The sequence below is a fragment of the Draconibacterium sediminis genome, from assembly GCF_000949475.1.
GTDB classification, from domain to species: Bacteria; Bacteroidota; Bacteroidia; order Bacteroidales; family Prolixibacteraceae; genus Draconibacterium; species Draconibacterium sediminis.
Window position 1 is genome coordinate 159,089 of sequence record NZ_JRHC01000006.1, and the last position, 25,360, is coordinate 184,448.

Annotated in this window: 20 protein-coding genes; 5 read left to right on the forward strand and 15 right to left on the reverse strand. The window is 39.5% G+C overall.

From position 1 onward, the window contains the following. Positions 1-206: 206 nt before the first annotated feature. The 6 genes from LH29_RS19605 to LH29_RS19630 form a co-directional block, all read right to left on the reverse strand. Positions 207-1,592 carry a serine hydrolase domain-containing protein gene (locus LH29_RS19605; RefSeq protein WP_045032975.1) on the reverse strand — a complete coding sequence of 462 codons (1,386 nt, stop codon included), beginning with the start codon at positions 1,590-1,592 and terminating at the stop codon, positions 207-209. A 121-nt stretch (positions 1,593-1,713) separates the two neighbouring features. Next, positions 1,714-2,142 carry a VOC family protein gene (locus LH29_RS19610; protein WP_045032976.1) on the reverse strand — a complete coding sequence of 143 codons (429 nt, stop codon included), beginning with the start codon at positions 2,140-2,142 and terminating at the stop codon, positions 1,714-1,716. A 300-nt stretch (positions 2,143-2,442) separates the two neighbouring features. After that, entirely contained in the window at positions 2,443-2,781 is a 339-nt protein-coding gene (locus LH29_RS19615) for a heavy-metal-associated domain-containing protein (RefSeq protein WP_045032978.1), read from the reverse strand. Positions 2,782-2,822: 41 nt separating this feature from the next. Continuing rightward, on the reverse strand, positions 2,823-5,045 hold the full coding sequence (locus tag LH29_RS19620) for a TonB-dependent receptor (protein ID WP_045032979.1): 2,223 nt from the start codon (positions 5,043-5,045) through the stop codon (positions 2,823-2,825). A 104-nt stretch (positions 5,046-5,149) separates the two neighbouring features. After that, complete coding sequence (locus tag LH29_RS19625; RefSeq protein ID WP_045032981.1) at positions 5,150-5,647, reverse strand: hypothetical protein; 498 nt, start codon at positions 5,645-5,647, stop codon at positions 5,150-5,152. Between the two features lie 299 nt (positions 5,648-5,946). Then, entirely contained in the window at positions 5,947-7,599 is a 1,653-nt protein-coding gene (locus tag LH29_RS19630) for a dipeptidyl-peptidase 3 family protein (RefSeq protein WP_045032982.1), read from the reverse strand. Positions 7,600-8,018: 419 nt separating this feature from the next. On the opposite strand from LH29_RS19630, the gene LH29_RS19640 reads away from it, so the two are divergent. Beyond that, a complete protein-coding gene (locus LH29_RS19640; protein ID WP_045032984.1) occupies positions 8,019-8,894 on the forward strand; it encodes an enoyl-ACP reductase FabI in 876 nt (291 codons plus the stop codon). 359 nt (positions 8,895-9,253) lie between these two features. Here LH29_RS19640 and LH29_RS19645 read toward each other — a convergent pair whose 3' ends face one another. The 4 genes from LH29_RS19645 to LH29_RS19660 all read right to left on the reverse strand — a co-directional run bounded on the left by LH29_RS19645 (position 9,254) and on the right by LH29_RS19660 (position 16,071). Then, entirely contained in the window at positions 9,254-10,003 is a 750-nt protein-coding gene (locus LH29_RS19645) for a hypothetical protein (RefSeq protein ID WP_045032986.1), read from the reverse strand. 49 nt (positions 10,004-10,052) lie between these two features. Continuing rightward, complete coding sequence (locus LH29_RS19650) at positions 10,053-11,558, reverse strand: RagB/SusD family nutrient uptake outer membrane protein (protein ID WP_082063883.1); 1,506 nt, start codon at positions 11,556-11,558, stop codon at positions 10,053-10,055. A 36-nt stretch (positions 11,559-11,594) separates the two neighbouring features. Continuing rightward, entirely contained in the window at positions 11,595-14,798 is a 3,204-nt protein-coding gene (locus tag LH29_RS19655) for a SusC/RagA family TonB-linked outer membrane protein (protein WP_045032989.1), read from the reverse strand. 376 nt (positions 14,799-15,174) lie between these two features. Further along, positions 15,175-16,071: a M23 family metallopeptidase gene (locus tag LH29_RS19660; RefSeq protein WP_045032990.1), complete on the reverse strand. Its 897-nt coding sequence runs from the start codon at positions 16,069-16,071 to the stop codon at positions 15,175-15,177. Positions 16,072-16,129: 58 nt separating this feature from the next. On the opposite strand from LH29_RS19660, the gene LH29_RS19665 reads away from it, so the two are divergent. Then, positions 16,130-16,597: a DUF4268 domain-containing protein gene (locus LH29_RS19665; protein WP_045032991.1), complete on the forward strand. Its 468-nt coding sequence runs from the start codon at positions 16,130-16,132 to the stop codon at positions 16,595-16,597. 40 nt (positions 16,598-16,637) lie between these two features. Here the strand turns inward: LH29_RS19665 and LH29_RS19670 are convergent, their stop codons facing one another. From LH29_RS19670 to LH29_RS19680, 3 genes are all read right to left on the reverse strand, one after another. Beyond that, positions 16,638-17,015, reverse strand: a complete 378-nt coding sequence (locus LH29_RS19670; RefSeq protein ID WP_045032992.1) for an SRPBCC domain-containing protein — start codon at positions 17,013-17,015, stop codon at positions 16,638-16,640. 78 nt (positions 17,016-17,093) lie between these two features. After that, positions 17,094-19,085, reverse strand: coding sequence for a DUF3078 domain-containing protein (locus tag LH29_RS19675; RefSeq protein ID WP_198152521.1), 1,992 nt, complete (start codon positions 19,083-19,085; stop codon positions 17,094-17,096). Positions 19,086-19,210: 125 nt separating this feature from the next. Continuing rightward, positions 19,211-19,669 (reverse strand): CYTH domain-containing protein, encoded by a 459-nt coding sequence (locus LH29_RS19680; RefSeq protein WP_045032995.1) that lies wholly within the window; start codon positions 19,667-19,669, stop codon positions 19,211-19,213. 206 nt (positions 19,670-19,875) lie between these two features. Here LH29_RS19680 and LH29_RS19685 point away from each other — a divergent pair, with 206 nt between their 5' ends. Next, positions 19,876-20,436 (forward strand): HD domain-containing protein, encoded by a 561-nt coding sequence (locus LH29_RS19685; protein ID WP_262485571.1) that lies wholly within the window; start codon positions 19,876-19,878, stop codon positions 20,434-20,436. Positions 20,437-20,514: 78 nt separating this feature from the next. Next, positions 20,515-23,175: a DUF5686 and carboxypeptidase regulatory-like domain-containing protein gene (locus LH29_RS19690; protein WP_045032998.1), complete on the forward strand. Its 2,661-nt coding sequence runs from the start codon at positions 20,515-20,517 to the stop codon at positions 23,173-23,175. 55 nt (positions 23,176-23,230) lie between these two features. Here the strand turns inward: LH29_RS19690 and LH29_RS19695 are convergent, their stop codons facing one another. Further along, entirely contained in the window at positions 23,231-23,749 is a 519-nt protein-coding gene (locus tag LH29_RS19695; protein WP_232302867.1) for a 1-acyl-sn-glycerol-3-phosphate acyltransferase, read from the reverse strand. Positions 23,750-23,781: 32 nt separating this feature from the next. Further along, complete coding sequence (locus LH29_RS19700; protein WP_045033002.1) at positions 23,782-24,450, reverse strand: B3/B4 domain-containing protein; 669 nt, start codon at positions 24,448-24,450, stop codon at positions 23,782-23,784. A gap of 345 nt (positions 24,451-24,795) precedes the next feature. Here LH29_RS19700 and LH29_RS19705 point away from each other — a divergent pair, with 345 nt between their 5' ends. Beyond that, a complete protein-coding gene (locus LH29_RS19705; RefSeq protein ID WP_045033004.1) occupies positions 24,796-25,317 on the forward strand; it encodes a DUF4251 domain-containing protein in 522 nt (173 codons plus the stop codon). Positions 25,318-25,360: the final 43 nt, after the last annotated feature.

Sequence of the window (25,360 nt, forward strand, 5' to 3'; positions counted from 1 at the left end):
GATTTGTTATTGGAGGTTGAGGAACTGAAGGACTGAGGGACTGAGGGATTGTGGTTTTGAGATATGCGTTAATTTGTGAATGCTTTAATGCTAAAATGCTTCAATGCTTTAATAGTGGGAGTTTAGCGGCATTATTAGAGATAATTGTAAAATTGTCGCACAACTCGGAGCACGCAACTTTTTCCTTTTTCCTTTTGCCTTGACATTTATTTCAATAAATGTAGATACGTCTCAATTCCTGAAGTTATGGCCCATGAGTCGAATTCGTAGTTGTGCCCGGTGGTAACAATTACGGCATTTAGCGTTGGGAAAATATAAACAAACTGACTGCCAAATCCGTTCGCCCAAATACAGGGATACTCCTCTCCTGCTGATTTTAGCATGAGATTCCACCACTGAAAGGCATAATCATCGCCCGGAATATGCGTGTGCGTTTTAAAGCTTGTCGACTTTTCTATCCATTCTTTAGAAACAACTTGTTGGCCGTTGAATCTCCCTTTATTCAGCAACATCAACCCTATTTTTGCCATTTCTCGCGGCGTTATTTCCAGCGAACCGGCCATACAAGGATATCTGTTTTGTTTTTCGATATCCCAATTGTAATGCGTAATATGCAAAGGTTCAAACAAATATTCTTTGGCAAACTCGTCGCCATACAAACCTGTTTTCTTTTTGAGAATGGCACCCAGCAACTCCGTATTTCCACCATCGTACTGAAATTTGATTCCCGGTTCATTATTCAATTCACGCAACAGAATTGTGGCTATCCGGTCATTACTAAAATAAAGTTCCTCGTCGTTGGGTGTTAAGCCCGAAGTCATGGTAAGCAAATGTTTTAGCGTGATTCGCTTATCAAAATCCGGAACTTCCAGAATTGTTGCCACCGGCTCATTTAATCCGGTGATAAATCCTTTGTCCATTGCAATTCCAATCAGCAACGAGGTAATACTTTTTGTTGTTGACTCAGCCTGATGAAGCGTATTTTGTCCGTAGCCATAAAAGTATTCCTCGCATACCAGTTGATTATTTCTGATTAGTAGAAAAGAGTTGAGGCGGCCAAAATCGCCGTTTATAATTTGCGGTAGTAGTGAATAGATAAACAGCGAATCGCCTTCATTTCGAGTATGCGAGGTAGGTAAAAGATCTTCAAGCTGTTTAGGACTTTTGCAGTGATATTTATAATCAGTATTGTGGCAACCCGGTAGCGCATCGGTTAGAAATCGTGCTATTCCATCCTTTTTCACAAGCATCACGGAATCAAAAGGTTCGCCATCGCAGGCAAAACCTCCACGAATTGTATTTCCGGTTCGTTCACCCAAATATGTGCAATTCCAGTTTGGCACAAAAAAGCGGATGGAATTATCGCTAATCATCAAACTGTCGATTTGAAATCCTGAATCATAAAATCTATGATCAGTCCAGTAGCCTTTTGCGAAAGAACTATCTGCATCAATCAACTGCACATAAAATTTTTTGTTGGGATCTTCGGGATGTGGACCTTCCCAAAAGCCTGAAAAAGAAGTGTTGCCGCTATCTGCTGAGCATGCAGCGCAAAGCGCAACAAAAACAAATAAACGAACAAAGCGGAACATGGCTGTAGAATTTGATTTTATTCAAATTTAGCCCTGTTTTTGCAAGAAAACAACATTGGTTGATGAACTACACAAAAAGATGTATAAAGGACTAAAAACCTTCGATAAGCGATAGTTGAGCTTATTCTGCTTCCTGACAAACCACCTCAAACTTGATCCCGTCAGGAGCTTTAAAGAAAACGGCATAATAGTTCTCGTGATACTCGGGATATAAACGTGGTGTGCTTACAATATCAGCATTTATTTCCAGCAATTTTGAATATACATAATCAACTTCTTTGCGCGATTCAGCTTTAAAAGCCAGGTGATGGAGTGCTCCCGGCCGGCGGCGGTGAACAGCTTCATCTTTTAACGATTCACGCGGAGAAGTAAGTGCGATACAAAGATTGGGATGCGAATATTCAACCACGTGTTTGTCGTGCGAAGCAATATAAGCTGCTGTTTTCTTTTCAAGACTAAAACCCAGTAAGGGCAAAAACTGATCATAAAACGAAACGGTTTGTTCAAGGTCTTTTACCGTAATTTCAATGTGGTCGATTATGGGTTGCATGATTTTTATTTACAAAGATTACAATAAAACCTAAACCATGGCAAAGCCTATTCAAAAAAAACAATGCTTCCCGGGTATCAACAACACGAATGAAAAGCTGTCAATATTGTTTCACGCAAAGAAAAGAAGAAGCGCAAAATTCGCAAAGGTATAGAATCTGTTTTGCGTGCTTTGCGAGAACTTAGAGATCTCTGCGTGAACTTTTTGTTTTACCAAAGTGACTTTCAGAAAAAAGCCACCTGAATACAGGCAGCTTTTTACATCTTAATCAGGCGATTTTTTTCTTTCCTTATGAACTTCTTACTCCTCTTTTTTATTCTTTGCTACAATTTCTTCGTATTCTTTTTTGGTAATCTTATCTGCCTTGTAGCCTTTTTTTTCGATAGCCGCAGCCAGTTCTTCATCCGAATTTTTTCCGTCTTTGTATTCCACCAAAATGGTATTTGAAACGTGATCAATTTTCAGGTCCTTCACCCCTTTTTCAAATTTCAGGTATTCGGTAACTGTTTTCTCACAGTCGGCGCAGTCCATGTTGCTTTTAAAGCAAACCACTTTGTTCTCTTTTTTCTGTGCAAATGTTTCGTTACCGGCAAAACCAATAAACACTGCCATTGTAAATAATAAAATCAGCTTTTTCATCTTGTTCATTTTTATGCGTCAAGCATTTCGCTTTTAGCTGGTTATTCATAATTCAAATTAAACCGTAATCCGAGGTAGATTTTTCTCCCCATTGTTGGCCCCCAAATATTGGTAGCACTGAAATTTTCGCCAAACGGATCGTCGGTGCCTTCAATCGGATTACTTTGTGTAAAATCAGTAAGGTTTTCCACCCCGAGGTAAATATTCCAGTAGCGGAAATATTTCGTTACCTGTGCATTCATAATTGTGTAGGGCGAGAACTCAAAAATGTCTCCCGCAATATCTGCCCGATTCATCCACTCTTCATAAACACGCGGGATGCGTCCGCCACCATTAAACTGAATGGTGTAATCGAACATCCACTTCTTCAGATTGGTGGTGTAGTTTAAATTGATCAACCCCTTGTAATCGCTGGTTAAAGGCGCATCTTTTAATTCGCCACCGATGGTTTCTTTAATATCATTAACACGGTAAGCCAGCAACATATCCAGGCGCTTTACAGGTTGCCAGCGCACATCAAACTGAAGACTATTAGCATACGCCTTTTCGGTTGAAGGCAACAGATATATAAATTCAGAAGACGTTTCCCTGTCAACCACCAATTTTTGCTGAAACTCGGTACGGAAGAATTCGGCATTGATACTCAGGTCGCGATCCAGTAATTTGTAATTCTGAATAAATGCAAAACCAAAGTTCCAGGCTTCTTCCTGAACCGCATCTTCCGTCCAGCTAATTGGGCGAGAGTTGGCCAGCAAAAATGTATTTTCTGAAATTACATTTGCAGTTCGGTAGCCTTTTCCGGCGCTTGTACGAATGGTATAATGGTCGGCAAACTGATAACGGAAATGCATACGGGGCGTAACAAAATTCCCAAAAATATTGTGGAAATCGGCACGAATACCGGCCATCAGGGTTAGCCTATCGCTGGGTTTAAAGGTGTATTCCGTAAATATTCCCGGAACTTTTTCGGTGCGCTGTACATCCTGATTGTAAAGCATTTCGTTAAAATCGTCGTAAATAAAACTGGCGCCACTATTTAGTACATGAATTGCTGCTAAATCCAGATCCTGTGTGTAAACCAGGTTGCCGTAAAAACGTGTTTCATCGGCATCGTAACGCGATAAGCCGTAATACGATTTGGTTTCATGACGGGCAAAATTGGTCAAAATTGCCAGGGCACGGTGATTATCTTGCGATACGATTCCCGATTTAAAAAATGCATCTACCCGGTTGGTTTCAATATTAACACCGTACGGATTGTCTACGGAAGGAATCATATCACTATTAGCACCAACCTGACCTCCCATTCTGTCGTTCCACAGCAAAGTAAATCCGGCCTGAGCCATACCGCCTCTGTGGTTATTGTATTTCCAGCGGTTGGCCACCTCAAAAGTACTCGAAAGCGGCGAATCAAGAAAGCCATCATGATTGTGGTCATTTTCTTTCGACACATCGCTGGCATGTACAAAAATACCGGTGGTAAGTGTATCGCCTTTTACTTTAATATTTGTGTTTCCGTTAAATTCATAACGGCCTTCGTCGTTGCCAAAAACATTCAGAAAAAGTTTTTCCTCGCTGTCCGGCTTTTTCAATTCTGCATTGATTTGCCCGGCAATCGACTCGTAACCGTTCAACACAGAAGCCGCTCCTTTCGAAACCTGAATCGATTCCAGCCACGGGCCGGGTATATAAGTTAATCCAAAGGTGGTTGCCAGACCACGCAATGCAGGCATATTTTCCACCTGAAGTTGCGAATAGGTACCGTCGAGCCCCAACAGCTTTATTTGTTTGGCTCCGGTAACGGCATCGCTGTAACTAACATCCACCGAAGGATTGGTTTCAAAACTTTCGGCCAGGTTACAGCAGGCCGCCTTGTGCAACTCTGCTCCGCTAATATTTTCGGTTTGTATGGGATTAATCACCGACAAATAAGTTCCCCGATCCTTTTGAATCACTGTAACTTCTTCCAATTCAAGATTGGGTTGAAGCACCACTTCTAAAGGATCGTTATCGCTCACACGAACGGTTTGCGATTCGTAACCAACAAAACTAAAAACCAGCTTGTTTCGTCCCGGTTTGTTCTTTAATGTAAAACTTCCGTCGGGCATTGAGGCAGTACCTTCGCTGGTGCCTTCCCAAACCACATTCACCCCCGGAAGTGGTTGTTTCCCATTCGCCTCGTGGCTAAAAACCACACCTGAAACAGACTGTGCTTTCGAGAGAAACGGAAACAGGATAAATAAAAGTATTATGTATTTCTTCATTATTCTTAAGATTATAAATCAAAGCGTGCAATCTCCATTGGATACAGAAATGCACAATTATATTGCTGCAAAAACTGCAGTGTTCTGTGTACACAGAACCAATCTTAAGCTAACGAAGGGATTTTAAGTTGTTGAATATGGATAAGATAGTCGAGAGAGGATTTTATCCTGGGCGGAGGATCAGCATAATAACGTTTATTGAGGTTGTCCTCCGTATTCGTTTTCAGTTCCCAAAGAATTTCGGCGCTGAACACTTTTAATTCAACCGGCTGAACGGCGACGAACTTTACTTCATCATTAACCGCCTTATCCATCAATTTCATAAAAATCGATTCAGGCGCTTCACATCCGCACGTATCTGAATGTTCAGCTATTGGTTGGCATTCATGACATTCGCCTTCAGAACAGCTTATTTCGTTGTTCGACAAATCGTGTTTGTGATGTTGATGAAATTCGGTTTCACAGGTTGCAGGTTTTACGATAATGCTGGTGTAATCCTCGCCTGAACATGCACAATAGCTTTTGTACAAAACGAATCCGGAAGTTGACAACAGAAATATCATTCCCAGAAATAAAACCGCTATGTTCTTTATCTGATTCACATTACAAATATAACCTTGAATGCACCGAATTTGTTGTTAACGGGGAGTTAAATACGACGAAGAATAATTTTGGAGAAAAAAGAACCGGGAAGTTTAATTCTTCCCGGCTTGTATTTTTAACCTAATTAATTCATAGAAATGAATTAATTACCCGAAGGGCTGACGAAATAATTAAAAAACAATTATTTGTCAGGGTTAACCTTGACATTGAAAATCGTAAAATATACATTACCAAAGCACGTAAGGTGCAGATTTTCAATCGTCAACACTTTTTGTGAAAAATTCATGAATTTTTCAGGTTAGAGTCCTAAAACCTCTGCTCCCTGTTCAAAAACGATATCACGCGGGATGCCGGCTTCTCCTATCCGGTCGAGGTCTTTTTGAAGTGCTTCGCGAATAAAACCTTTCTCTTCAAGGATTTGTTTGGCCTTCTCATAATCGCCATCACCCTGAATTTTAAGAACAATTTCCGACAGGTTCATCATGGCGTCTTTCATTTTTTCGTAATCAACACGATAGGTTCCAGTGGCCTCGTCGCGTGTAAAAGCTCCCATTTCCTGAAAGTAGTAAAACCGCATCATGTTGGCCTTACCGTGTGCACTGGCAGCGCCAAAACGTACCGAGCGGAAAATGCCGGCCATAAATGTTACGAAGTTGTCCATCATTTCTTTTTCGCCCAACTCGCCCATTTCGTTTAGCTGGTAAACACACCACAAGCCAAGAATGTCGGCTTTACTTTCTTCAATTGATGTGTAGGCATCTTTTAAAGCTTCACGAACCGTAGTACTCTGATCAACCGTATTTCCTAATCCCAAACCGTGCGCCACTTCATGAAACATGGTATTCTCGAAAAATGCATCGAATTTCACATGTTGGCGCTGATCTTCTGCAATTAACAGATCGGCAATTGGTACTAGTATTTTATCGAACTTAGCCTGCATCGAATTTTTCAACTGCAGTTTACGGCTACCTTTTGTTTCGCGAACCTCTTCGTCGTTTGGAAGATTAATGGCAATGGTTTTACTCCCAGCATTACAATCGCCGGCGTAATAAATGGCATCGTAAACATTCATATCCGAATCAACACCCGGCGTTTCATTTTTATATGGTTGTTCGCAAGGCAATGCTTTTTGCAAGCCCGGTAACAATGCTGCATATTTTTCCAGTCGCTTACTCCATTCTTTATCTTTTATCAGGATAAACGATTCGTGGGCGGCTTTATATCCATAAAGCTGATCCTCGTAATTTTCGATGGGGCCAATAATAAATTCGATGGTGTTGTTTTTCATCTCCATCCATGCCACATCACTGGCATAATATTCATCGCTGAGCAATGCTTGTGATCTTTCTTCCAGGTATTTTTTCAGTCCGGCATCTTGGGCCAGTTCTGCTGCCTGAAGCAAAAGATCGGCAGCCTTTCTAATTTCCTTTCCGAATGCGATGTGGTATGGTACAGATTTTAAAGCACCGTCTTCGTCGCGTCGTATCAGGGTATACAGGCTTGTTTTTGTTTCGTCGTCCCAGGCTTCAAATTCTTCCTTTGTCATATCGGTCGGATAGAAATTAGCACCTGCAGGTTTCTGATTATATCCGGGTAAAAAGGGTTTGTTGGCATTTAAACGCTCCCACGGACCATAATTCAGCTTTATAAATTTCAGGGTGTATTCATCCCAGTTCTGACTCAACAATTCGTCTTTATCGCCGTACGCTTCCTGCCAGTAAATGTCGTTCATTAATTTGGCGGCTTCGAGCAGAATCGGCAACATTTGCTTTTCATTTTCGGTAAGTACGCTTAAATCGGTAGTTAATTTAAACGATACAAATTCGTCAGCTTTCTTTTTTATTTCCGGATTCACTTCCATTTTTGTGTTTTCTTTTACTTCTTTTTTAGTGTTTGTAGAACAACTAAAGAATAGAGTTGTTGCTATAAACAGCATGAATATTCGTTTCATAGGTAACAGTTTTTATTTGATTTCAAAGCTAAAAAAAGCAGTTGCTATTTGAAAGATTATAACACAGCTTTTCGCTATTATTACCGATGGCTTCAAAATTGTCATCCCAAGCCCGGGATTTCTATTTCAGTCTATCGGCATTAACCATTGTAAAATGTAAAATTTGCTTTGCGGCATTTTACATTACAATTGGTATAACATTCATATTTTCGAATGTTATTGAACAAAATTCGATGAGAAAAGTTAAAAAAGCAGACTTAACAGCTGAAAAATGATCATTCGTGAATAATTTATTTAAACTGAATTAACTTTGCAGGCGAATTTTTATCTGCATATATTTTATAGTAACAGATGAATTTCGCTTGTTTATAATCATTGTCGTGTATGCAAATGGCATACTCGTTTCATAAAAACAAATTATGAGTAACAATTTACTAAAAGGAAAAAGGGGAATTATATTCGGGGCACTAAATCCCGATTCAATTGCCTGGAAAGTGGCAGTAAGAGCACATGAAGAAGGAGCCACAGTGACATTATCAAATACCCCGGTTGCCATTCGTATGGGCGAAACAAATCAATTGGGAGAGCAAATTAATGCCGAAGTTATTGGTGCCGATGCAACCAATGTTGAGGATCTGGAAAACCTGATCAAAAAATCAATGGAGGTTTTAGGTGGCAAAATCGACTTCATTTTACACTCTATTGGCATGTCGCCAAACGTAAGAAAGGGCCGCCACTACAGTGATTTGGATTATAACTACCTGGACAAAACCCTCGATGTGTCTGCAGTATCTTTTCATAAAGTACTTCAGGTGGCACGTAAACTGGATGCTATTAACGAATGGGGATCGGTAGTTGCCTTGTCGTATGTAGCCGCACAGCGTTCGTTCTTTGGTTACAACGATATGGCCGATGCAAAAGCATTGTTGGAATCGATTGCCCGTAGTTTCGGTTATATTTATGGCCGTGAACGTAACGTTAGGGTAAATACCATTTCGCAGTCGCCAACCATTACCACTGCCGGAAACGGAGTAAAAGGTTTCGACCGCTTGCTGGACTTCTCGGAAAGAATGTCGCCACTTGGTAATGCAACCGGTGATGAATGTGCTGATTACTGTATCACACTTTTCTCTGATTTGACGAAAAAAGTAACCATGCAAAACCTTTTCCACGACGGTGGATTCTCGAACATGGGAATGAGCCTGCGTGCGTTGGAGCAATACGAAAAAGGATTGGATAAAATATGTGCGTGCGATAGTGATAGGCCTAGTGCAGATGAACATCGCTACGACTAAGTAGAACAAAAAGATATTATAGAAAAGACCGTTTCGTTTGAGACGGTCTTTTTTTCTGAAAGTCACTTTGGTAAAAACAATAAAGTTCACGTAGAGATCACTAAGTTTTCGCAAAGCACGCAAAACAGATTCTATACCTTCGCGAATTTTGCGCTTCTTCTTTTCTTTGCGTGAAACAATATTGATATCCTTTCATCCCTGTTGGTGATTCCATAAATCATGAATGTTTTTTGTGTCCTAAGTTCAAATATTCTTTATTAAATAAATTCAGCAGGAGACCTCTAGTCACCTGCTGAATAGCTAAAAACAAAAAGCCGCTTCAACTTAATGAAGCGGCTTTCGTTTTATTTTATCCAATTCTAATTTGCAGGAGCAAAATCATGAACTGTTCCAGCAACATCACCACTATATTCCATATGGAATGTTCCGGCACAAGCGTTATAAGTTCCGGTACCTATACACTCGTAAGTATTACCATCTCCCATAACAATAGGTTGAGAAGGCATAGTTACAGTGCCGCTTTCAGGATCGAAATCATAATAGGCCAAATCATTAGTCCAATCCCAAAAGTTTGTTATCCAAATACGATTTGGTACGTCGGGGTCTTTAGTAATGGTAGTACCATAAGTACCATACCCCTCTTCTGTAATTAAATAATCACCGATAAAATCGTCGATATTTAGAGGACAATACTTGGTAATTTCAAATGTTAGATTTTCGCCGGTAAGCACACCATCCTCTGCAACAATTGCTACAACAGCCTCAACTCCTTCAGATGGAATATTTACGTCAGATATAGTAACAGTAAATTCTCCAACATTTAAGTTAGCAGGAACAGTTACTGTTTCAGGTATTGAGTATGCACCTGCTGCCGCAGTTGTTAATTCCTCGCGGACCACTAAATCAAAAGTTCTGCTTGAACCTTGAATTTGCGTGGTATAAACTTTTATGGTTACATCGGCCGAACTGTTCTTATTCACAACAACAGACACTGATTCTCCTTCAAAACCAATGTAATCAAGATCTTCTGTTCCTGGCATATCATCACCGCAACTGTTTAATAAGAAAACAGAAGCGACAAACAGGAATAAATATTTTATGTTTTTCATATTCTTTTAATTTTTCTGATTAATATAATCTGCTAAGCAGAAATACTTCTTACTTATTACCAGAATCAAGATTTGGGTTGTTCTGAATTTCTTCAATCGGAATTTCAAAAGTCAACCTTGGATCATTGTAAGGAATTGATTCTCCTACCAACGATAAGTGGTTCGATCCTCTTACAATAGTTGCTTTATTACGTTTCATAGCCAAATAGCTCTTGCCTTCACCCCACAATTCAATACGCGTTTGCAGGTAAATTTCATCTTGTAAAGCCTGACCTGAAAGACCGTCGATATAACTTGCATCAGCCATACGATGACTTACCAAAGCTTTTAAACTTGTTCTCGCTGCATCTTCCTGACCAAGTTTAGAAGATACTTCAGCATGTAATAAATACATTTCAGCCACACGCATGTAAACATAGTCTGTTTCAACGTTACGTTGTGCTCCAATAGTTCTATTAGCAGGATAAAACTTGTTCAAAGGAATCAGGTAGTTTGAAGAAGCTGCATCCGCATAAAACTGACCTTTTCTTACATCATCAGCAGGAATAGCATCGTACAGACCCTGGTCGATTGCTTTTTTATCTCCTGCCCACTGGTAGCTATAAGTAAATAAATCCATTTGTCCCCACCATGAAACCAGGTCAAGGCCATTATCCAAAGTAATATCAACACCCCAAATCCATCCGGGAGTATTAACATCTCTAAAACCACCAATCGAAGCATCACCTGTGTAAACCACTTCAGTTGAATCCATTAGGGTGAAACCACCATTGTTGATGATATCTTCTGTTAAAGATTTTGCTTCAGCAAGCTTTTCGGTACCCATCGATGCGTAAACATAGGCCAACAATCCTTCAGCAACGTATTTATTAACCTGGTGTTTTCCATCACGGGTAAAGGTCTCCAGCAGAGAAATGGCCGCCGTAAGGTCGCTTTCCATCAGTGCAAAAACTTCAGCTGTTGTACTCTTTGGCTGATTAGGCTGCGTTGGATCGGTATATATTGGAAGAATTTCTTTTGATGGCTCATAATCCAATGCATAGAATTGAGTTAAATAGAAATAACAGTATGCACGTAATGCTTTGGCCTGCCCCATCAAATGTTGATTTTCTTCATTCTCTGGTGTAACATCGTTACCACCAAGCGTTGCAATAACAGTGTTAGCCGAACGAATTAAACGGTAATAATACCTCCATGGCATGTAATTCGTATTATTGGTATAGTCAACTGTTTCAGTTAATTCACAAGTTCTACGATACCATCCGTAAGTACTTATTGATAGTGCCATATCGCTAGATAAGAAGTCACTGAAAATATCGTAACCTTTCTGTCCGAAATCATCGTGCCCGGTTGTTCCACCAGTACCAGTATTGAACATGAGCGTATAAATACCAGCAACACTACCAGCAATTACATCCGGATTGTTTTCAGCTGCTTCAGCTACCTGTTCTGCTGATAAGAACTGGGTTGGCTGAACCTCGAGGAAATCGTCTCCACAGCCGGTTATTCCCAAGAATAACACCGCTATGAGTGATAATATATATATTCTTTTCATAATACTTTTCATTTTATCTAATTTCAAAATCACTTCTTAGAATTTTACGTTTAATCCCATAGTATACGTAGTCAACGGATTGTAAGTATACCAGTCAGAAGTTCCTGTTTCCGATGTTGCAGGGTTAAAACCGTCACGAGCACTTAATAGGAACAGGTTGTCACCTGAAACAAATAAAGTTAATCCGGTTATGCCCCATTGTTTAACCAGGTTAGAGAAATCGTATCCCAAACGTACGTTGTTTAAGCTTAGATAGTCAGCCTTAGTAATAAAACGAGTTGATGAGCTGGAAACATTTGTATCATATCCGCTCGACAAACGTGGAACATTAGTTATGTCGCCAGGTTTTTGCCATCTGTCATAAATATCTGTAGACCAATTATTTCCACCCACTTGATCATTATCCATTAATTGAGCATATACAAAGTCGTATGAATAACCACCGAGGCTATACAGGAATTGAGCGCTTAAAGAGAATTTCTTAACCATTGCATTAATACGGAATGCTCCACGTACTTTAGGGATAGAAGATTTTCCCACATATTTAGTGGTTGCAGAAGAATAAGCTTTTGTTGTAGTGGCACTTATTTCATGATCAGGATTTTCATGTTGGTATTCATACAATGAAGTAATTCCTTCTCCTGCATCCAACATACCGTTACCATTTTCATCGTAATAGTTCTGAATCCACATTCCTACACCATCGGCCGGATCAACACCCGCCCATTCTCTCGTGTAGAAATCAAATAATGAATGTCCTTCTGCACGTCCAAAACGACCTGCAATATCTAATACTTTAGGTTCTCCTGTTGCCGGGTCGAGTGGCATATCGATGATCTCGTTGTTCAACATTTCACCGTTAAGTGTGATATCTAAAGTATAATCAGACTGACGAATGATATGACCGGTAAAATCAAACTCGATACCACTATTACGTAAACGACCATCGTTTACAGTAAGCAAAGCATATCCGGCTGAAGGCCCAACCCTTCTGTCGAATACCAGGTTATCGGTATTTTTCATGTAATAATCGATCGAACCATCAACATACTCGCCAAGTGCAAATTCAATACCGGTTTGGAACATTTTTGATGTTTCCCAAGTTAATTCAGAATTACCTACTTCTCTTTCTGAAATTGAAATTTGATCATCCAGATTACTTACGTCAAATGAAATAATAGCCGGATAAAATCCTACACCTTGCTGCTCTCCAATTACACCATAACTGGCCTTAACTTTCAGGTAATCAACAATAGGCGCATTAGACATAAACGACTCTTCTGAAACTACCCATGACGCACCAACCGAACCAAAGTTATCCCATTTGTTATCACCGATAAAACGTGAAGTTCCATCGCGACGAACAGATGCTGACAAGTAGTAGCGGTTCATGTAGTTATAGTTAACCTGACCGAAATAACTTTCAAGGTTTACTTTATCAGTGTACGAAGTTGGAGGTGAAGAAACAATAATAAAGTTGTTCAAGTCATCAATATCAGGGTGAACTGCTTTTGATTTACTTGCTGTATTTCTTTTTCTTTCCCAGAAGTTGGCTTCGTGTGCAGCCATCGCTTCAACTGAGTGCTCACCAAATTCGGTTTTATAACGCAGTAGGTTTAACACATTATAAGTAAACATCTGCTCATCCAATTTATAGATAGAACCACCTTGACCGGCTGCTGATCCGTAAAATGGGTTATTAAGGCTGTTATACTTACTCATGTAATACTGAGCACCAAAAGTATTCTCGAAGGTTAATCCCTTCATAATTTTAATGTTGGCAGAGAAATTTCCTGTTGCCTGATGACGATCGGTACGAGATCTATCGTAATGTGCATCTGCAATTGAGTTGGTTAATGCTCCAAATCCACGGTCGTTACCGTAATCGTATTGATTACCTCCAAAAATAGGATCTTCAACATAAGCTCCATTTTCATCACGCAAAAACAGCGGGTAAATCGATGGAATGTTATCGGTAAACCAGAAAATACTTCCGGAGTCTTCCGACTGACCATTGTTATTAGTTTCAGTTAACGCATAAGTCATTCGGGCAGTTGTTGTTAACCATGGTTTAACTTTTGTTTCCAGGTTAATAGCAGCATTGATCCGCTCGAAGTCTGAGTTGATGATATAACCAACATCTTTCAAATAACCTACTGATGTAAAATATTTGGTTTTTTCGCTACCTCCACGGAATGTAATATTAGCCTCAGTGCGGTTTGAATTTTGGAAACCATAATCTTCCCAATCTTCTGGATCATACAATCGTGATACTCCTGAACGAACCTGACCAGTGGCAGGGTCAATAAGATCAGCAACACTTGCAACATCCCACATATTGTATTTTGGATTGATACCACTACCTGAAAACAGGTTGGCATTTGCAAAGGCAGCCGGATCAGCTTGTCCTGTTGCTACACCTCTGTTATACATTGACTCCCATGAAAGAGCAATATATTCTTCAGGCGATTGAATTACCTGGTGACGAGCAATACCACTTACGTTTACACCGTATTTAACATCGGCTTCGATAATACTTTCGCCATCCATACCTTTTTTGGTTGTAATTAAGATTACACCGTTTGCTCCGCGCGAACCATAAATAGCAGTTGCAGTTGCATCTTTCAGAATGGTAGTTGACTCAATATCGTTAGGGTTAAGAGCATTTAACGATCCGGAGTAAGGCACACCATCCACAACATATAAAGGATCGCGGTTACCGTTAACAGAACCAAATCCCCTGATACGAATGGTGGCGGTTGAACCAGGTTGACCTGAAGTATTGATAACACTTACACCAGCTACCTCACCAGACAATGACTGAGAAACGTTTGAGATTGACTTACTCTTAATGTTCTCACTTGAAACCGTTTTGGCACTACCAACAAACGACTGACGTGTAGCAGTACCATAACCAACTACCACCACTTCATCTAAACCAACAAGGTCAGCATCCATTACCACGTCAATTGTTGAGCCAGTAATCTCAACTTCCTGCGTTTTCATTCCCACAAACGAGAAAATCAACGCAGTAGCATCAGTTGGAACGTCCAGCTGATATACCCCGTCAAGATTTGTAACTGTACCAATAGTGGTACCTTTAACACTTACTGAAACACCTGGTATCCCCATATCATCATCGACACTGGTTACAGTACCTGTGATACTTTTTACCTGTGCTTCAGCAACAAGCACGCCAAACAAGGCAATGCCCAATAGCATTAGCGCAATTTTTTTCATAGAATAAAAATTTATAAATATTAGTAAATAACTCACTCACCTTTAATACTCAGCAACAAATTAGATAAAAAAAAATGCATTTAACAAATTTTTACAAAAAAATGCACCTGAGTAAAAATGCCTCTATCTTTTACGTTTTTTGAACTAAGTATTTATTAATTAACTATTAACGACTTTTTTGTCTTTTAATAATCTTGTCAAAATTAACTAATAGTTGATAAAATTAAGTGACTTTTGTCAATTATAATAGTTCAAAACACATTTTTTGACAAAAAATATTAATGTTATTTAACAATTATTGAAAGAGAAAATCAAATTCGAAATTCTCCATGTTTTGAATCATTTATTTTTATTGAACTATGTGTTGACAAACTCACTAAGAATCTATATTACTTTTTTGAAGGATTTTCCTTTTTTCCCGTTTAGTCATTTCAATTCCTAAAATTGTCTCCGGATGATAAACTTTGTAAAGTTTTACAGCATTTAGGATTTCGGTTTTACCTTTATCGTTTACCACAAACTGAGGAATAACAAACGATAACTTTTTGGTAAATAACGAATCGTGGTAGATAAGCACTATCAATTCGCCGTTTTTATTGGCCAACTCCCCTATTTTTTGCCCGGCAAATACTTTTTGCCCAACTACAAGTTGTTCAGGATTGTACTTCACCCCATGGTAACAGATTAAAGTTCCGTCGGGTTGCAAAAAAGTAATACTGTTGGTCCATGTATGATACCAATAGCGCGATTCTCCGCTTCTTGATTCACCAACAACTTCGGCAACAACACCGTTTCTGCTGGCAAAAACAGCGTCCCCCGGTGCGGCTTTAAAACCTGTTGCAAACCACGAATCAGGTGTATCATTTCCCCAAAAACCATCTATGCTTTTTACATCGAAAAACGATACACTTTTACCTTCTTCTAAAGGAATTAAATAAGGAAAATCAAGATCTACATCAGCCGTTGGATTTGATCGAAAGGTTTCAATATCATAATTAAACCGCGGGATATCTGCATCCAAATCACGTTGAAGTGTAAAAAGGCTGTTAAATCCCGGTGCGACTTTCTTAATGTAAGGCAAGGGTTCGTTAAATGTGGTATTCTCCAGGTCGGCAAAGTTAATATGCAGGAACATAGGCACTTTAGCATTGTTCGTCGCCGTAAACATACAATCGCCAACCGAATTATAATTTGCCTGAACTTCAACATACTGAGCCTTTGTAATACCGGCAATCAATGTCAACGTTAAAAACAGAAGTAGTTTGCGAATCATAAATAGCGTGTTTTACGAATTATAAAAGTAAAAATTAAATTTAGTTTACCTTTGGCGCATGTATTCAAAAGAGGAATTGCGACAATTAAAAATTGATTTCTGGCAACTGTTTGACAAACGCTGCAGTGTACATCCGGAATTAAAATACAGGAAACGGAAATGGGTGCTGCACAAAACAAAAATCAAGGGGGTGGCACTACGTTTTGATGTCAGTCGCAAGGATGCAATGGTAATTCTCGAACTTGGCAACAAAAGTGAAAACAAAAGATTAAAAGCTTACGAATTTCTGGAAAGATACAAGCCGGTAATTGAAGACGGGTTTGAAGATGGGTTGCAATGGGAATTTTTCCATGAGCGCGAAGACAGTGGCGCCGAAGTGTGCCGGATCTTCGTTCGAATGGAAGGTGTTGATTTCCATCGCCAGAACCAATGGCCCGACATCTACAACTTTTTTATTGAAAACATGCTAAAACTGGAACGTAACTTCCTCGAGATAAGAGACCTTTTACAGGAGGAAGTAAAGTAGAGTAAAGCATGTAACGCCCGAACAGACAATTACTGACTGACTAGATAAACAGTTCGTTTAATGCTCCAAAATAATCTTCATCCCAGCCTTCCGAAATGTTATCAAAAGCTTCGTCAGGAATATTGGTGTGCCGCAATTCAATGCTTGTGCCCTTTTTATGCGGATGTAGTTTTATGGTCACCAGCGACTCCTCTTCTTCTTCACCAAAGAACCACTTCTGAACGATCTTTTTATCCTGCTCAAATTCCACATTCACCCCAGAAATACTACCGCCCCACAACGAAAATTCGGTGTTTGGCTCCAGTGGCATAACAGCTGTCTCACCCGTCCATATTTCAAGCATATTTTGGTTGGTTAAAGCATTGTAAACGTCTTTCGGATCGGCAGTCAATATATAGTAGCGTTTTAAATCTTTCATGAGCTAGTCTTTTTATCAAAAGTAACCTTTCTTTTCTTAACTGATTTATTGTGTCATCAAAAAAAGCAAGAAAAGCGTTTAGCGAATTCGGTGTGTGCGCATCACTTTCTTGTTGATTTTATACGAGAACCCAATGGTAAAGAACTCTTTTATCTGCAGTTTGGCTTCTTTTCGGCCGGTGTCGTTGCCATCAGCATCGAAAACCGGAAACTTCACATCGTCATCGTAAATAAAATGAAACATTAAACGCATATCAATGTACGAATTTAACTGCATTTTAAAGTTGTTTTCCCAGTTCAGGTCAAATTTTTTGAATGGGTCTTTGTAGTTAAAAAACATCTTGTATTTCGTCTCATACGAAATGTCTTCAGTTATTTTCGTTTTGTAGCCCAGATCGGCGTTTAAACCAGGCTCCCAAAACGCTTTTCTCCCCTCGCTAATACCAAAACTAGTCGGATTAACCAAGGCAGTATCCCGCACATAAACGTTTTTCATGGTTAAAGGCGACAAGAATAATGACAGTTTTTTGTTTGGCTTGTAGTCCAAACCTATTTTTAGATAGGTTGTTGATGGGGCAAGAAATGCAGAAAGTACATCAGGGTTTTTAGCTTTCGGGTATTTGTACCCCCTAAATATCTGCGTGTTAAAATTAAGCTCGGCACTGTAGTACCATTTTTTAAATGCACTTAAACCGTAACGCGATGTGATTTCAAACTTATCATCATTCTTTTGCAGCTCCGACTCATCGCCACCGGGCCTGATCCAACCGTTTCGGAATTCCGCAGAGTTTTCCCATTTAACTTTGCCGTCTTTGCGCGAATAATTTGCAAAACCTTTTAAAACCATGAGCGTTGCCAAAGCACTTTTTCCCCCTTTTTTCCAGTTTTCAAGATAGGTTTGAGTAAGTCCTATACTTCCGTCGCCACCAATATTCCAGGGGGTTTCAAGCTCGTAACTTTTCCCTACACCCCTAAATTTATTGTTGTTGGGCTTCAGGCTTTCAAAATCAAAATCTTTGGTTTGTTTTTCTTTAAATCTTGAGAAGGTAACGCCATCGTCGATCAACATCTGCACTGTACGTTTATCAGTATTTTTTACCATCACTGCCAACGAATCATTTTGCTCGTTTTTTAGCCAGATTCGCGAATAACGTTCGGAACCGTTTTGCAACAGTATATCCTCCTTTTCTCCATATAAATTTATTAACGACAAACGTGTGGTATCAATGTGGTCGGCATAATCCATCAACACATTTAAAACAGCTTTTATCGAATCGTTTACCTGTGCCACTACTTCATCGTTGTAAGCTTTTAAAACGAAGTAGTTATTCAGTTTAACCTCGTCTTTATAGCGTTTTATGCGATATTGCAGGTTTTCATTGTATTTTTCTGCCCGGTAAACACTAACTATTCTCGCAATGTAGTCGGCTTTAACCGAGTCGTTGTAAAATACTCGTTTCGCTTCAATATAATCCCTGCGGAGACTATCGCGTCGGATAAGTTCATTAAACATGTCGGGCGAATTTAAAACCGAGTCGGGAATCACTTCCGGAATATAAAGTTCTTCCGGAAAAGTATAAACCGAATCGGTAAAAAGGCGCATGCCTTCTCCTTCAGGTACTTGTCGTACTTCATTTTCGGCTTCGCGAATAATTGCAGGTGGTACGGTAATATCCTCGGGCTTAACGTTTGCTATGTAATCCGTTTCAATATTCTGAATTTCCTTCTGCTGCTCGGTATAAGACACAAAACCCGGAACACTCAGACTGTCCTCCACATTTTCGGGCAAACGCATCACATAATTTTCACCAATACGCTGTGTGTCATTCAGATTTTTAATGATCTCATCCAACGATTCGTCCTCGATAAAATGCAGTAGTGCATCAACATCGCTACCCACTTCTTTTTTAACAACATGCCAGTTGTTATTTTCAATAAAATAGCTTCTTAAAACCTCAATATTTTTGCGCAAAAGTTCCTCTTCAGTTACAGAGTTTTGCGCGAATAAAAGTTTTGAGAAGCCGGTAAATAATAGAATAAATAAAAAAACTTTCCCTTTCCCTGAGAACATATACACTGTTTTTAGCTTTCGGATTAAACGCAAAAATAATACCATTGTTATGTTGTCCTTTATTATAAATACCTAAACAATTAACACCTTTCTTTTAATTTACTCAACATCAAAACCTTAGTATTTTACCATGTTGAATAAGGATGCTCCGACAACCAGGCATTAAAATACCGATGATCGGTACTCACCTCATGAGTTACCCAGTTTGGCAGCTCAATTTCTTCATTCTCATTACTCAGTTCAACCTCTGCCAAAACAAGACCCGCATTCATATCTTCAAATACATCTATTTCCCATGTCATTCCATGTATCTGCTCCACGAAGCGCTTCTTCCGAACAGGATGATCATGGCACAATTGCATTAAAATTTCCGCTTCTTTTACCGGAATTTCATATTCCATTTCAATACGCGAAATTCCCTGTGTTTTGCCTTTAATCGTCAACCAAGCTTTATCTCCTTTTATGCGTACCCGCACCACCCGTTCCTTATCGGTTGACAAGTAGCCCTGAACAATAGGATTTCCCGAATCCTTTGGGCACCATAAATTAGTATCAACAAGAAATTTCCGCTCAATTTCAATCATGATATTAAGTTTAGTTGTTTTAACCCCGAATATACACCACGAAATTTTATTACAAACAAAAACTGCTTCAAAACAAAGCTCTTAATTTACAAGTACTTGTTTTATGGCATTTTTGCTCTCAATACAACCTCCGAACGCATAAGCCGGCTTAAATATATTGCAACGGCGAATTTATCACTATTTTTAATGCGGCGAACATTATTATTCTGAATATGATTACGAGAGACGAAGCGCTTGAAATGCTAAAATCGAATGTGCAGGCAGAAAACATGCTAAAACACAGCCTGGCATCGGAAGCAGTAATGCGTGCAATAGCGAAGCACCTTGAAAGAAATGAAGATGAATGGGGCATCGCAGGCTTGTTGCATGATATTGACGTGGAAATTACAAACGCCGATCCGCATACACATGGCCCCTACGCAGAAAAGCTGTTAAAAGGAAAAGTTACCGATGAAATGCTCGACGCCATTGTTATGCACAACGAGGTGGCAACCGGGAAAGACCGCTGCACCGAATTTCAGCATGCACTGGCAGCCGGCGAAACAATTACCGGTTTAATTACGGCTACAACTTTAGTTTATCCGGATAAAAAACTAGCCAGCGTAAAAACAAAATCGGTAACCAAACGAATGAAACAAAAAGCCTTTGCAGCATCGGTAAAACGCGAGAACATTCTGGAGTGTGAGAAAATTGGTATTCCGTTACCTGAGTTTGCCGATCTGGCAGTTAATGCAATGCGCTCGGTAAGTGATGATTTGGGATTATAGCAATAATACTTTTTAACAATAAATATTTCTACACTATCGTTTTTTTCATTTTCTTGCACATGAAAACAGAATTAAACCATGTATACCCAAAAATTCAATCTATTAACCGGCAGAAAACTGTCAGTTTGTTTAACCTTATTAGTAATTTTTACCCACTTTTTTGCCAACAGTCAGGTGCTCTCCGGACGAATTCTGGATGAACAAAAACAACCTGTGCCCTATGCAACTATTTATATTTCCGAATCGCGGCAAGGCACCACATCAAACACCAACGGAGATTTTAGTTTTAATTTACCAACTGGCACTTTTCACCTTACTGTACGATCGATGGGCTACGAAAAGCTGGAGAAAACAATTAGTCTGCAAACCGACAGTTTGTTTCTCCCAATTACCTTGCAAACTCAGAATTTTGAGCTCGCCGAGATAAAAGTGTTTCCCGGAGATGAAGACCCGGCCTATTTTATTATGCGGAAAGCCATTGCCAAAGCACCTTATTACCGCAAGAATATTAAACATTACGATGCTGACCTTTACATCAAAGCCAATTTTGCCTTTAGCAATATTCCGAACCTGATTAAAAAGCAGGAAGTGGAAGACGGCCGGAAATTCAAGGATTACTTTAAGGAGAATGTAACCTATGTTATGGAGTCGCAAAACCGGATTACCTACGATTATCCCAACCAGTATAACCAGCAGGTGATAAGTAAAAAAAGTTCGATAACGGGTTTTGACGAACCGCCGGTAATGGGCCTGATGACAGCCAGTTTTTACGATGAACGTCCCAACGAAGTGGTTTCTCCGCTTTCGGTTCTGGCGCTAAAACATTATAACTTTGTTTACGAGGGATTTATCACGTCTGGCGATTATGATGTGTTTAAAATACGCGTTACCCCCAAACGAAAAAGCGATGAACTGGTTGAAGGTTTTATTTATATCGTAGACCGGCTTTGGTGCATTTACAACCTCGATTTTAGTTCCAGCTTTGAGTTTTTTAACTACCGCATAAAACAACAATTCGAAAATCTGGACAACGAGAACTGGCTGCCGGTTTCGCACAATATTACAGGCGATTTTGGCATGCTGGGACTGCGGGGCAACTTTTATTATGGTGCATCGGTGAAGTACGATTCCATCGTAAACAACTATTCTAACATTCAGTACGAAAGCACTGAAATAGCTGCACAAACAACTGCAGATCAAGATGTGCGGGAACCCGGTGAAAAAGAAGAACAACTGGTTAGCGAACTAAATAGTTTGAATGCCAAAGAAGAACTAAGCGATGCAGATGTAAAAAAAGTAGCCCGCCTGAACCGTAAAATTTTAAAAGAACAATACAAGGACTCAACTATTGTGGCACCGGATTACGGCAGTTACCGAATTTCGGAAAATAAAGACTCGCTGCAAACAGCTATCGCCTGGGATACCGTTAGGAGCATCCCCCTAACGCAGGCCGAAATTGAAAGCTACCAAATGGCCGACTCGTTAAAACTGATGGAAAAAGCGGCTTCAACCGATTCAGTCTCTGATAATGAAAGTACCAAACGTTTTTTTAGCCGGCTATTGGCCGGAGCATATGATATATCAAAAGATTCGACAATTCGTGTTAGTTACGACGGACTGCTTTCGCCCGTGAATTTTGATTTTAACGCCGTCGACGGGTATAAATACCGCCAGGAATTTCGAATTCGCTTTTTGGTGGATTCCACAAAACGAATTTATCTTACACCTCAGCTGGGGTATGCGTTTAACCGCGAAGCCTTATTTGGCAGTTTGAACGCGCAGTTTGTAAATTTTCTGGCAAAAGGAAACCAGATAAGCCTGTACGCAGGAAAACAAAGCAGCGATTTTAAAAGTGGTCTCCTGGGAATTAGCCCGGTGGTAAACTCCTTAAGTTCGTGGTTTTTTGGCGAAAACTATACGCGATTTTACGAGAGCGAATTTGTGCACCTGAGTTTTTCTCAGCGTTTTAAAAAGAATTTCAGGTATTATGCCATTGTCAACATGGATCATTTTTACCCGCTGGAAAACAACATTTCGTTTCCGCTTTCGGATTATAAAGATTTTGAGCCAAACATCCCCGGAAACTTAACGGCTGATAATCCTACTCTTGCCGAACAAAAAAGTTTTAGTTACGGCCTTGGTTTAAATTTCCTCAAATCGCAACGCAAACCGTGGCTCGAAGAATCACCCTTTCTGTTTGTAAATGATTTTTATGAATTTAACCTGACCTACAAACAGGGCGTGCCTGATCTTTTTGATTCCGATTCAGAATTTCGCCGGGTTGATTTTTCCGTTCATCAGCAGGCCAATATTTCGCCAAGTTCAGGTATTGACTGGCAGATAAATGCCGGCCACTATTTTTCGAATGAGCAAATGCATTTTTCGCAATACAAACATTTTAGCACCGCTGAAATCCCGGTAATGATGCGGCCTTTTACGCACCGCTTTCAACTCATAAACGACTATGCTTTAAGCACTAACAAAAGTTACCTAAACGTAATGACGGAGTACAGGTCGGAATACCTGCTTCTAAGATACCTTTCAATTTTCAATAAAAGAACCTGGAGCGAAAGCCTTCATTTAAATTACCTTACTACGCCCGAATACAATAATTACTGGGAAGTTGGTTACAGTTTGAATAACCTGTTTTTTGCAGGCAACGTAGGCGTGTTTGCAGGTTTTAGCGAAAGTGATTTTGAAAGTGTTCAGGTAAAACTCAGCATCTCTGCTTTTGATTAACAGAAAGAAATAGTAGCTTTTTATTGAATAGAAAAGCTACTATTTCTTTATTCGGTTAATAGTCTGTTGTAAAAAGCTCCGGGAATTTTCCTTTAATTCCTTTTTCACGGTAAAAATCCTTCATGCGTTTGATGTCGTCCTGCGCATTGTCTGAAAGTTCAAAGGGCTCACCAACCGAAATTTCTTTTCGTCCCCAATCAAAATAGCCCAAATACACGGGAATACCAGTTTCTTTAGAAATAATATGAAAGCCGGCTTTCCAGCGTTTATTCAAACTTCGCGTTCCTTCAGGCGTTAATGCCAAATGAATACGTTCTCTTTTATTAATGAGTTGAATGGTTTGACGAATCACGTTAGCTCCTTTTGAGCGATCGATGGGCAAACCTCCCATTTTTCGAATAAAATATCCGATGGGCCAAAAGAAAAATTCCTTTTTTATAAGAATGTTGGCAACTGCACCTTTCGAAGTATAAAACAACCACGAAATAACAAAATCCCATGCGCTGGTATGTGGCACTCCGATAATGATACATTTATTTACCGGTGCCGGCTCTCCAACAACGGTCCAGCCCATCAATTTGAGCAAAAATCTACAAAATCCTTTCATTATATTGCTTGAATAGTTTTTAATTCAAAGTTAGTGGCTCCAACATACTTTTTTAAAAGTTCCTGAGCCTGATTTGTGGCAATTTCAATATCTACTGTGCGTTCGTAGGCTATAATTATCATTAAGAACCGTTTTGTCTGTTCGGTAACACAAGTCCTCACCGAATCACTTGTGGGCGTTCCAAAAGCACCTTTTGCATCTCTGAACACCGGCATAAATTCAATATTCAGTTCCCCCCGCCCAATTCCTTCATACGGTTCGTCTTTTTTGCCAATGCCAAAGTTAACAGCTCCGCCAATCCTGTCGGCATCATAACCACCAATTGAAAATCCGCTCGAAATGGAAACCAAATTCAGCTGATCGACCACATTATTGACCTGGTAAATTTCTCCACGCTTTAAAACCCGCCGAAGCAGTGCTTCAGCCGACAAACGGTAGCGAGCAGGATCTTTCCCACATTTTTTGTAAGCTCTTCGCGATGCAGCAACAGCTGGCATTTTGCTTATTTCTTCCACACGCAGACTTTTGTTTAGCTCTTCGATTTTCGATTGAATCTCGTCCCAAAGTTCGCTGTTTAGATTCTGAAATTGCACATCGCATTCAATGCACGACAAAACCACATCAGGTACTTTTTCGGCCAGTTCCTCGCTAATAGTTATGTTTTGCATGACTTTTATCAGTAATTATATTTTTTATTATTCGGTTTTACTCTTTTTAATTTTTTACAAAAGCCATACTTTTGTATAAAATGAATAAACCGAAATAATTGTACCATTTAAAAAGAATCGTTGCAAAGAAAAGAACTTTTGTTTTCGATGCCAACTGTTTCTAAAAATACAGTGTTCAATTCGCAACGAATAAGCATTAAAGCGAAATTTTTCAGAAATCATATAAAATGATTTTATTTAGTTAAACTGCACGAAAAGGGATATGTATTGTATCCCTTTTTTCTTTCGTATAATAGGTTGACTTTATGGTATACTTTTTGTATTTTGTAAGGAAAATATGATAGTATGAAAAGGATAATTTTGTTAAGTTTTCTGATTTTTTCAATCGTAGCTGTAAATGCACAAGAGAAAAAACTAACAAGAAAAGAGAAAAAAGCACAGCGCGAAGCAATGCTTACCGAACAAACAAAAAAACTTATTGAAGCCAATACCTGGCAATTTAATGCTACACAAATGCTTCCGTCAGGCGGCCGAACCCGTACATTAACTACTCCATATAATGTTGTATTAAAGGATGGTGAGGTAGATTCGTATCTTCCATATTTTGGCCGTGCTTATTCCGTTGACTACGGATCGACAGACTCGCCAATGATTTTTAAGGCACCTGTTGCCGATTATAATGTTGAGGATGCAAAGAAAGGTGGTTACACCGTTAAGTTTAGCGCAAAAAATAAAAACGACAACGTGGAATTTACTTTTTCAATAGGCGCAACCGGATCGGCAAGTTTAAAAGTAAACAGCACCAATCGTCAGTTTATTTCCTATAACGGCGACTTGGTTCCGATTGAAGAAAAAGAGAAAAAATAGTATTGAATTATGACTATTCACAGCCGGGATAATTAAATATTCC

Coding starts and splice junctions, on each gene's coding strand:
- LH29_RS19655 (WP_045032989.1), bottom strand. CDS start 14,798: ATGAAAAAAATTGCGCTAATGCTATTGGGCATTGCCTTGTTTGGCGTG.
- LH29_RS19660 (WP_045032990.1), bottom strand. CDS start 16,071: ATGATTCGCAAACTACTTCTGTTTTTAACGTTGACATTGATTGCCGGT.
- LH29_RS19705 (WP_045033004.1), top strand. CDS start 24,796: ATGAAAAGGATAATTTTGTTAAGTTTTCTGATTTTTTCAATCGTAGCT.
- LH29_RS19665 (WP_045032991.1), top strand. CDS start 16,130: ATGTATTCAAAAGAGGAATTGCGACAATTAAAAATTGATTTCTGGCAA.
- LH29_RS19605 (WP_045032975.1), bottom strand. CDS start 1,592: ATGTTCCGCTTTGTTCGTTTATTTGTTTTTGTTGCGCTTTGCGCTGCA.
- LH29_RS19675 (WP_198152521.1), bottom strand. CDS start 19,085: ATGTTCTCAGGGAAAGGGAAAGTTTTTTTATTTATTCTATTATTTACC.
- LH29_RS19695 (WP_232302867.1), bottom strand. CDS start 23,749: ATGGGCTGGACCGTTGTTGGAGAGCCGGCACCGGTAAATAAATGTATC.
- LH29_RS19620 (WP_045032979.1), bottom strand. CDS start 5,045: ATGAAGAAATACATAATACTTTTATTTATCCTGTTTCCGTTTCTCTCG.
- LH29_RS19690 (WP_045032998.1), top strand. CDS start 20,515: ATGTATACCCAAAAATTCAATCTATTAACCGGCAGAAAACTGTCAGTT.
- LH29_RS19700 (WP_045033002.1), bottom strand. CDS start 24,450: ATGCAAAACATAACTATTAGCGAGGAACTGGCCGAAAAAGTACCTGAT.
- LH29_RS19680 (WP_045032995.1), bottom strand. CDS start 19,669: ATGATTGAAATTGAGCGGAAATTTCTTGTTGATACTAATTTATGGTGC.
- LH29_RS19650 (WP_082063883.1), bottom strand. CDS start 11,558: ATGAAAAGAATATATATATTATCACTCATAGCGGTGTTATTCTTGGGA.
- LH29_RS19630 (WP_045032982.1), bottom strand. CDS start 7,599: ATGAAACGAATATTCATGCTGTTTATAGCAACAACTCTATTCTTTAGT.
- LH29_RS19645 (WP_045032986.1), bottom strand. CDS start 10,003: ATGAAAAACATAAAATATTTATTCCTGTTTGTCGCTTCTGTTTTCTTA.
- LH29_RS19615 (WP_045032978.1), bottom strand. CDS start 2,781: ATGAAAAAGCTGATTTTATTATTTACAATGGCAGTGTTTATTGGTTTT.
- LH29_RS19670 (WP_045032992.1), bottom strand. CDS start 17,015: ATGAAAGATTTAAAACGCTACTATATATTGACTGCCGATCCGAAAGAC.
- LH29_RS19610 (WP_045032976.1), bottom strand. CDS start 2,142: ATGCAACCCATAATCGACCACATTGAAATTACGGTAAAAGACCTTGAA.
- LH29_RS19640 (WP_045032984.1), top strand. CDS start 8,019: ATGAGTAACAATTTACTAAAAGGAAAAAGGGGAATTATATTCGGGGCA.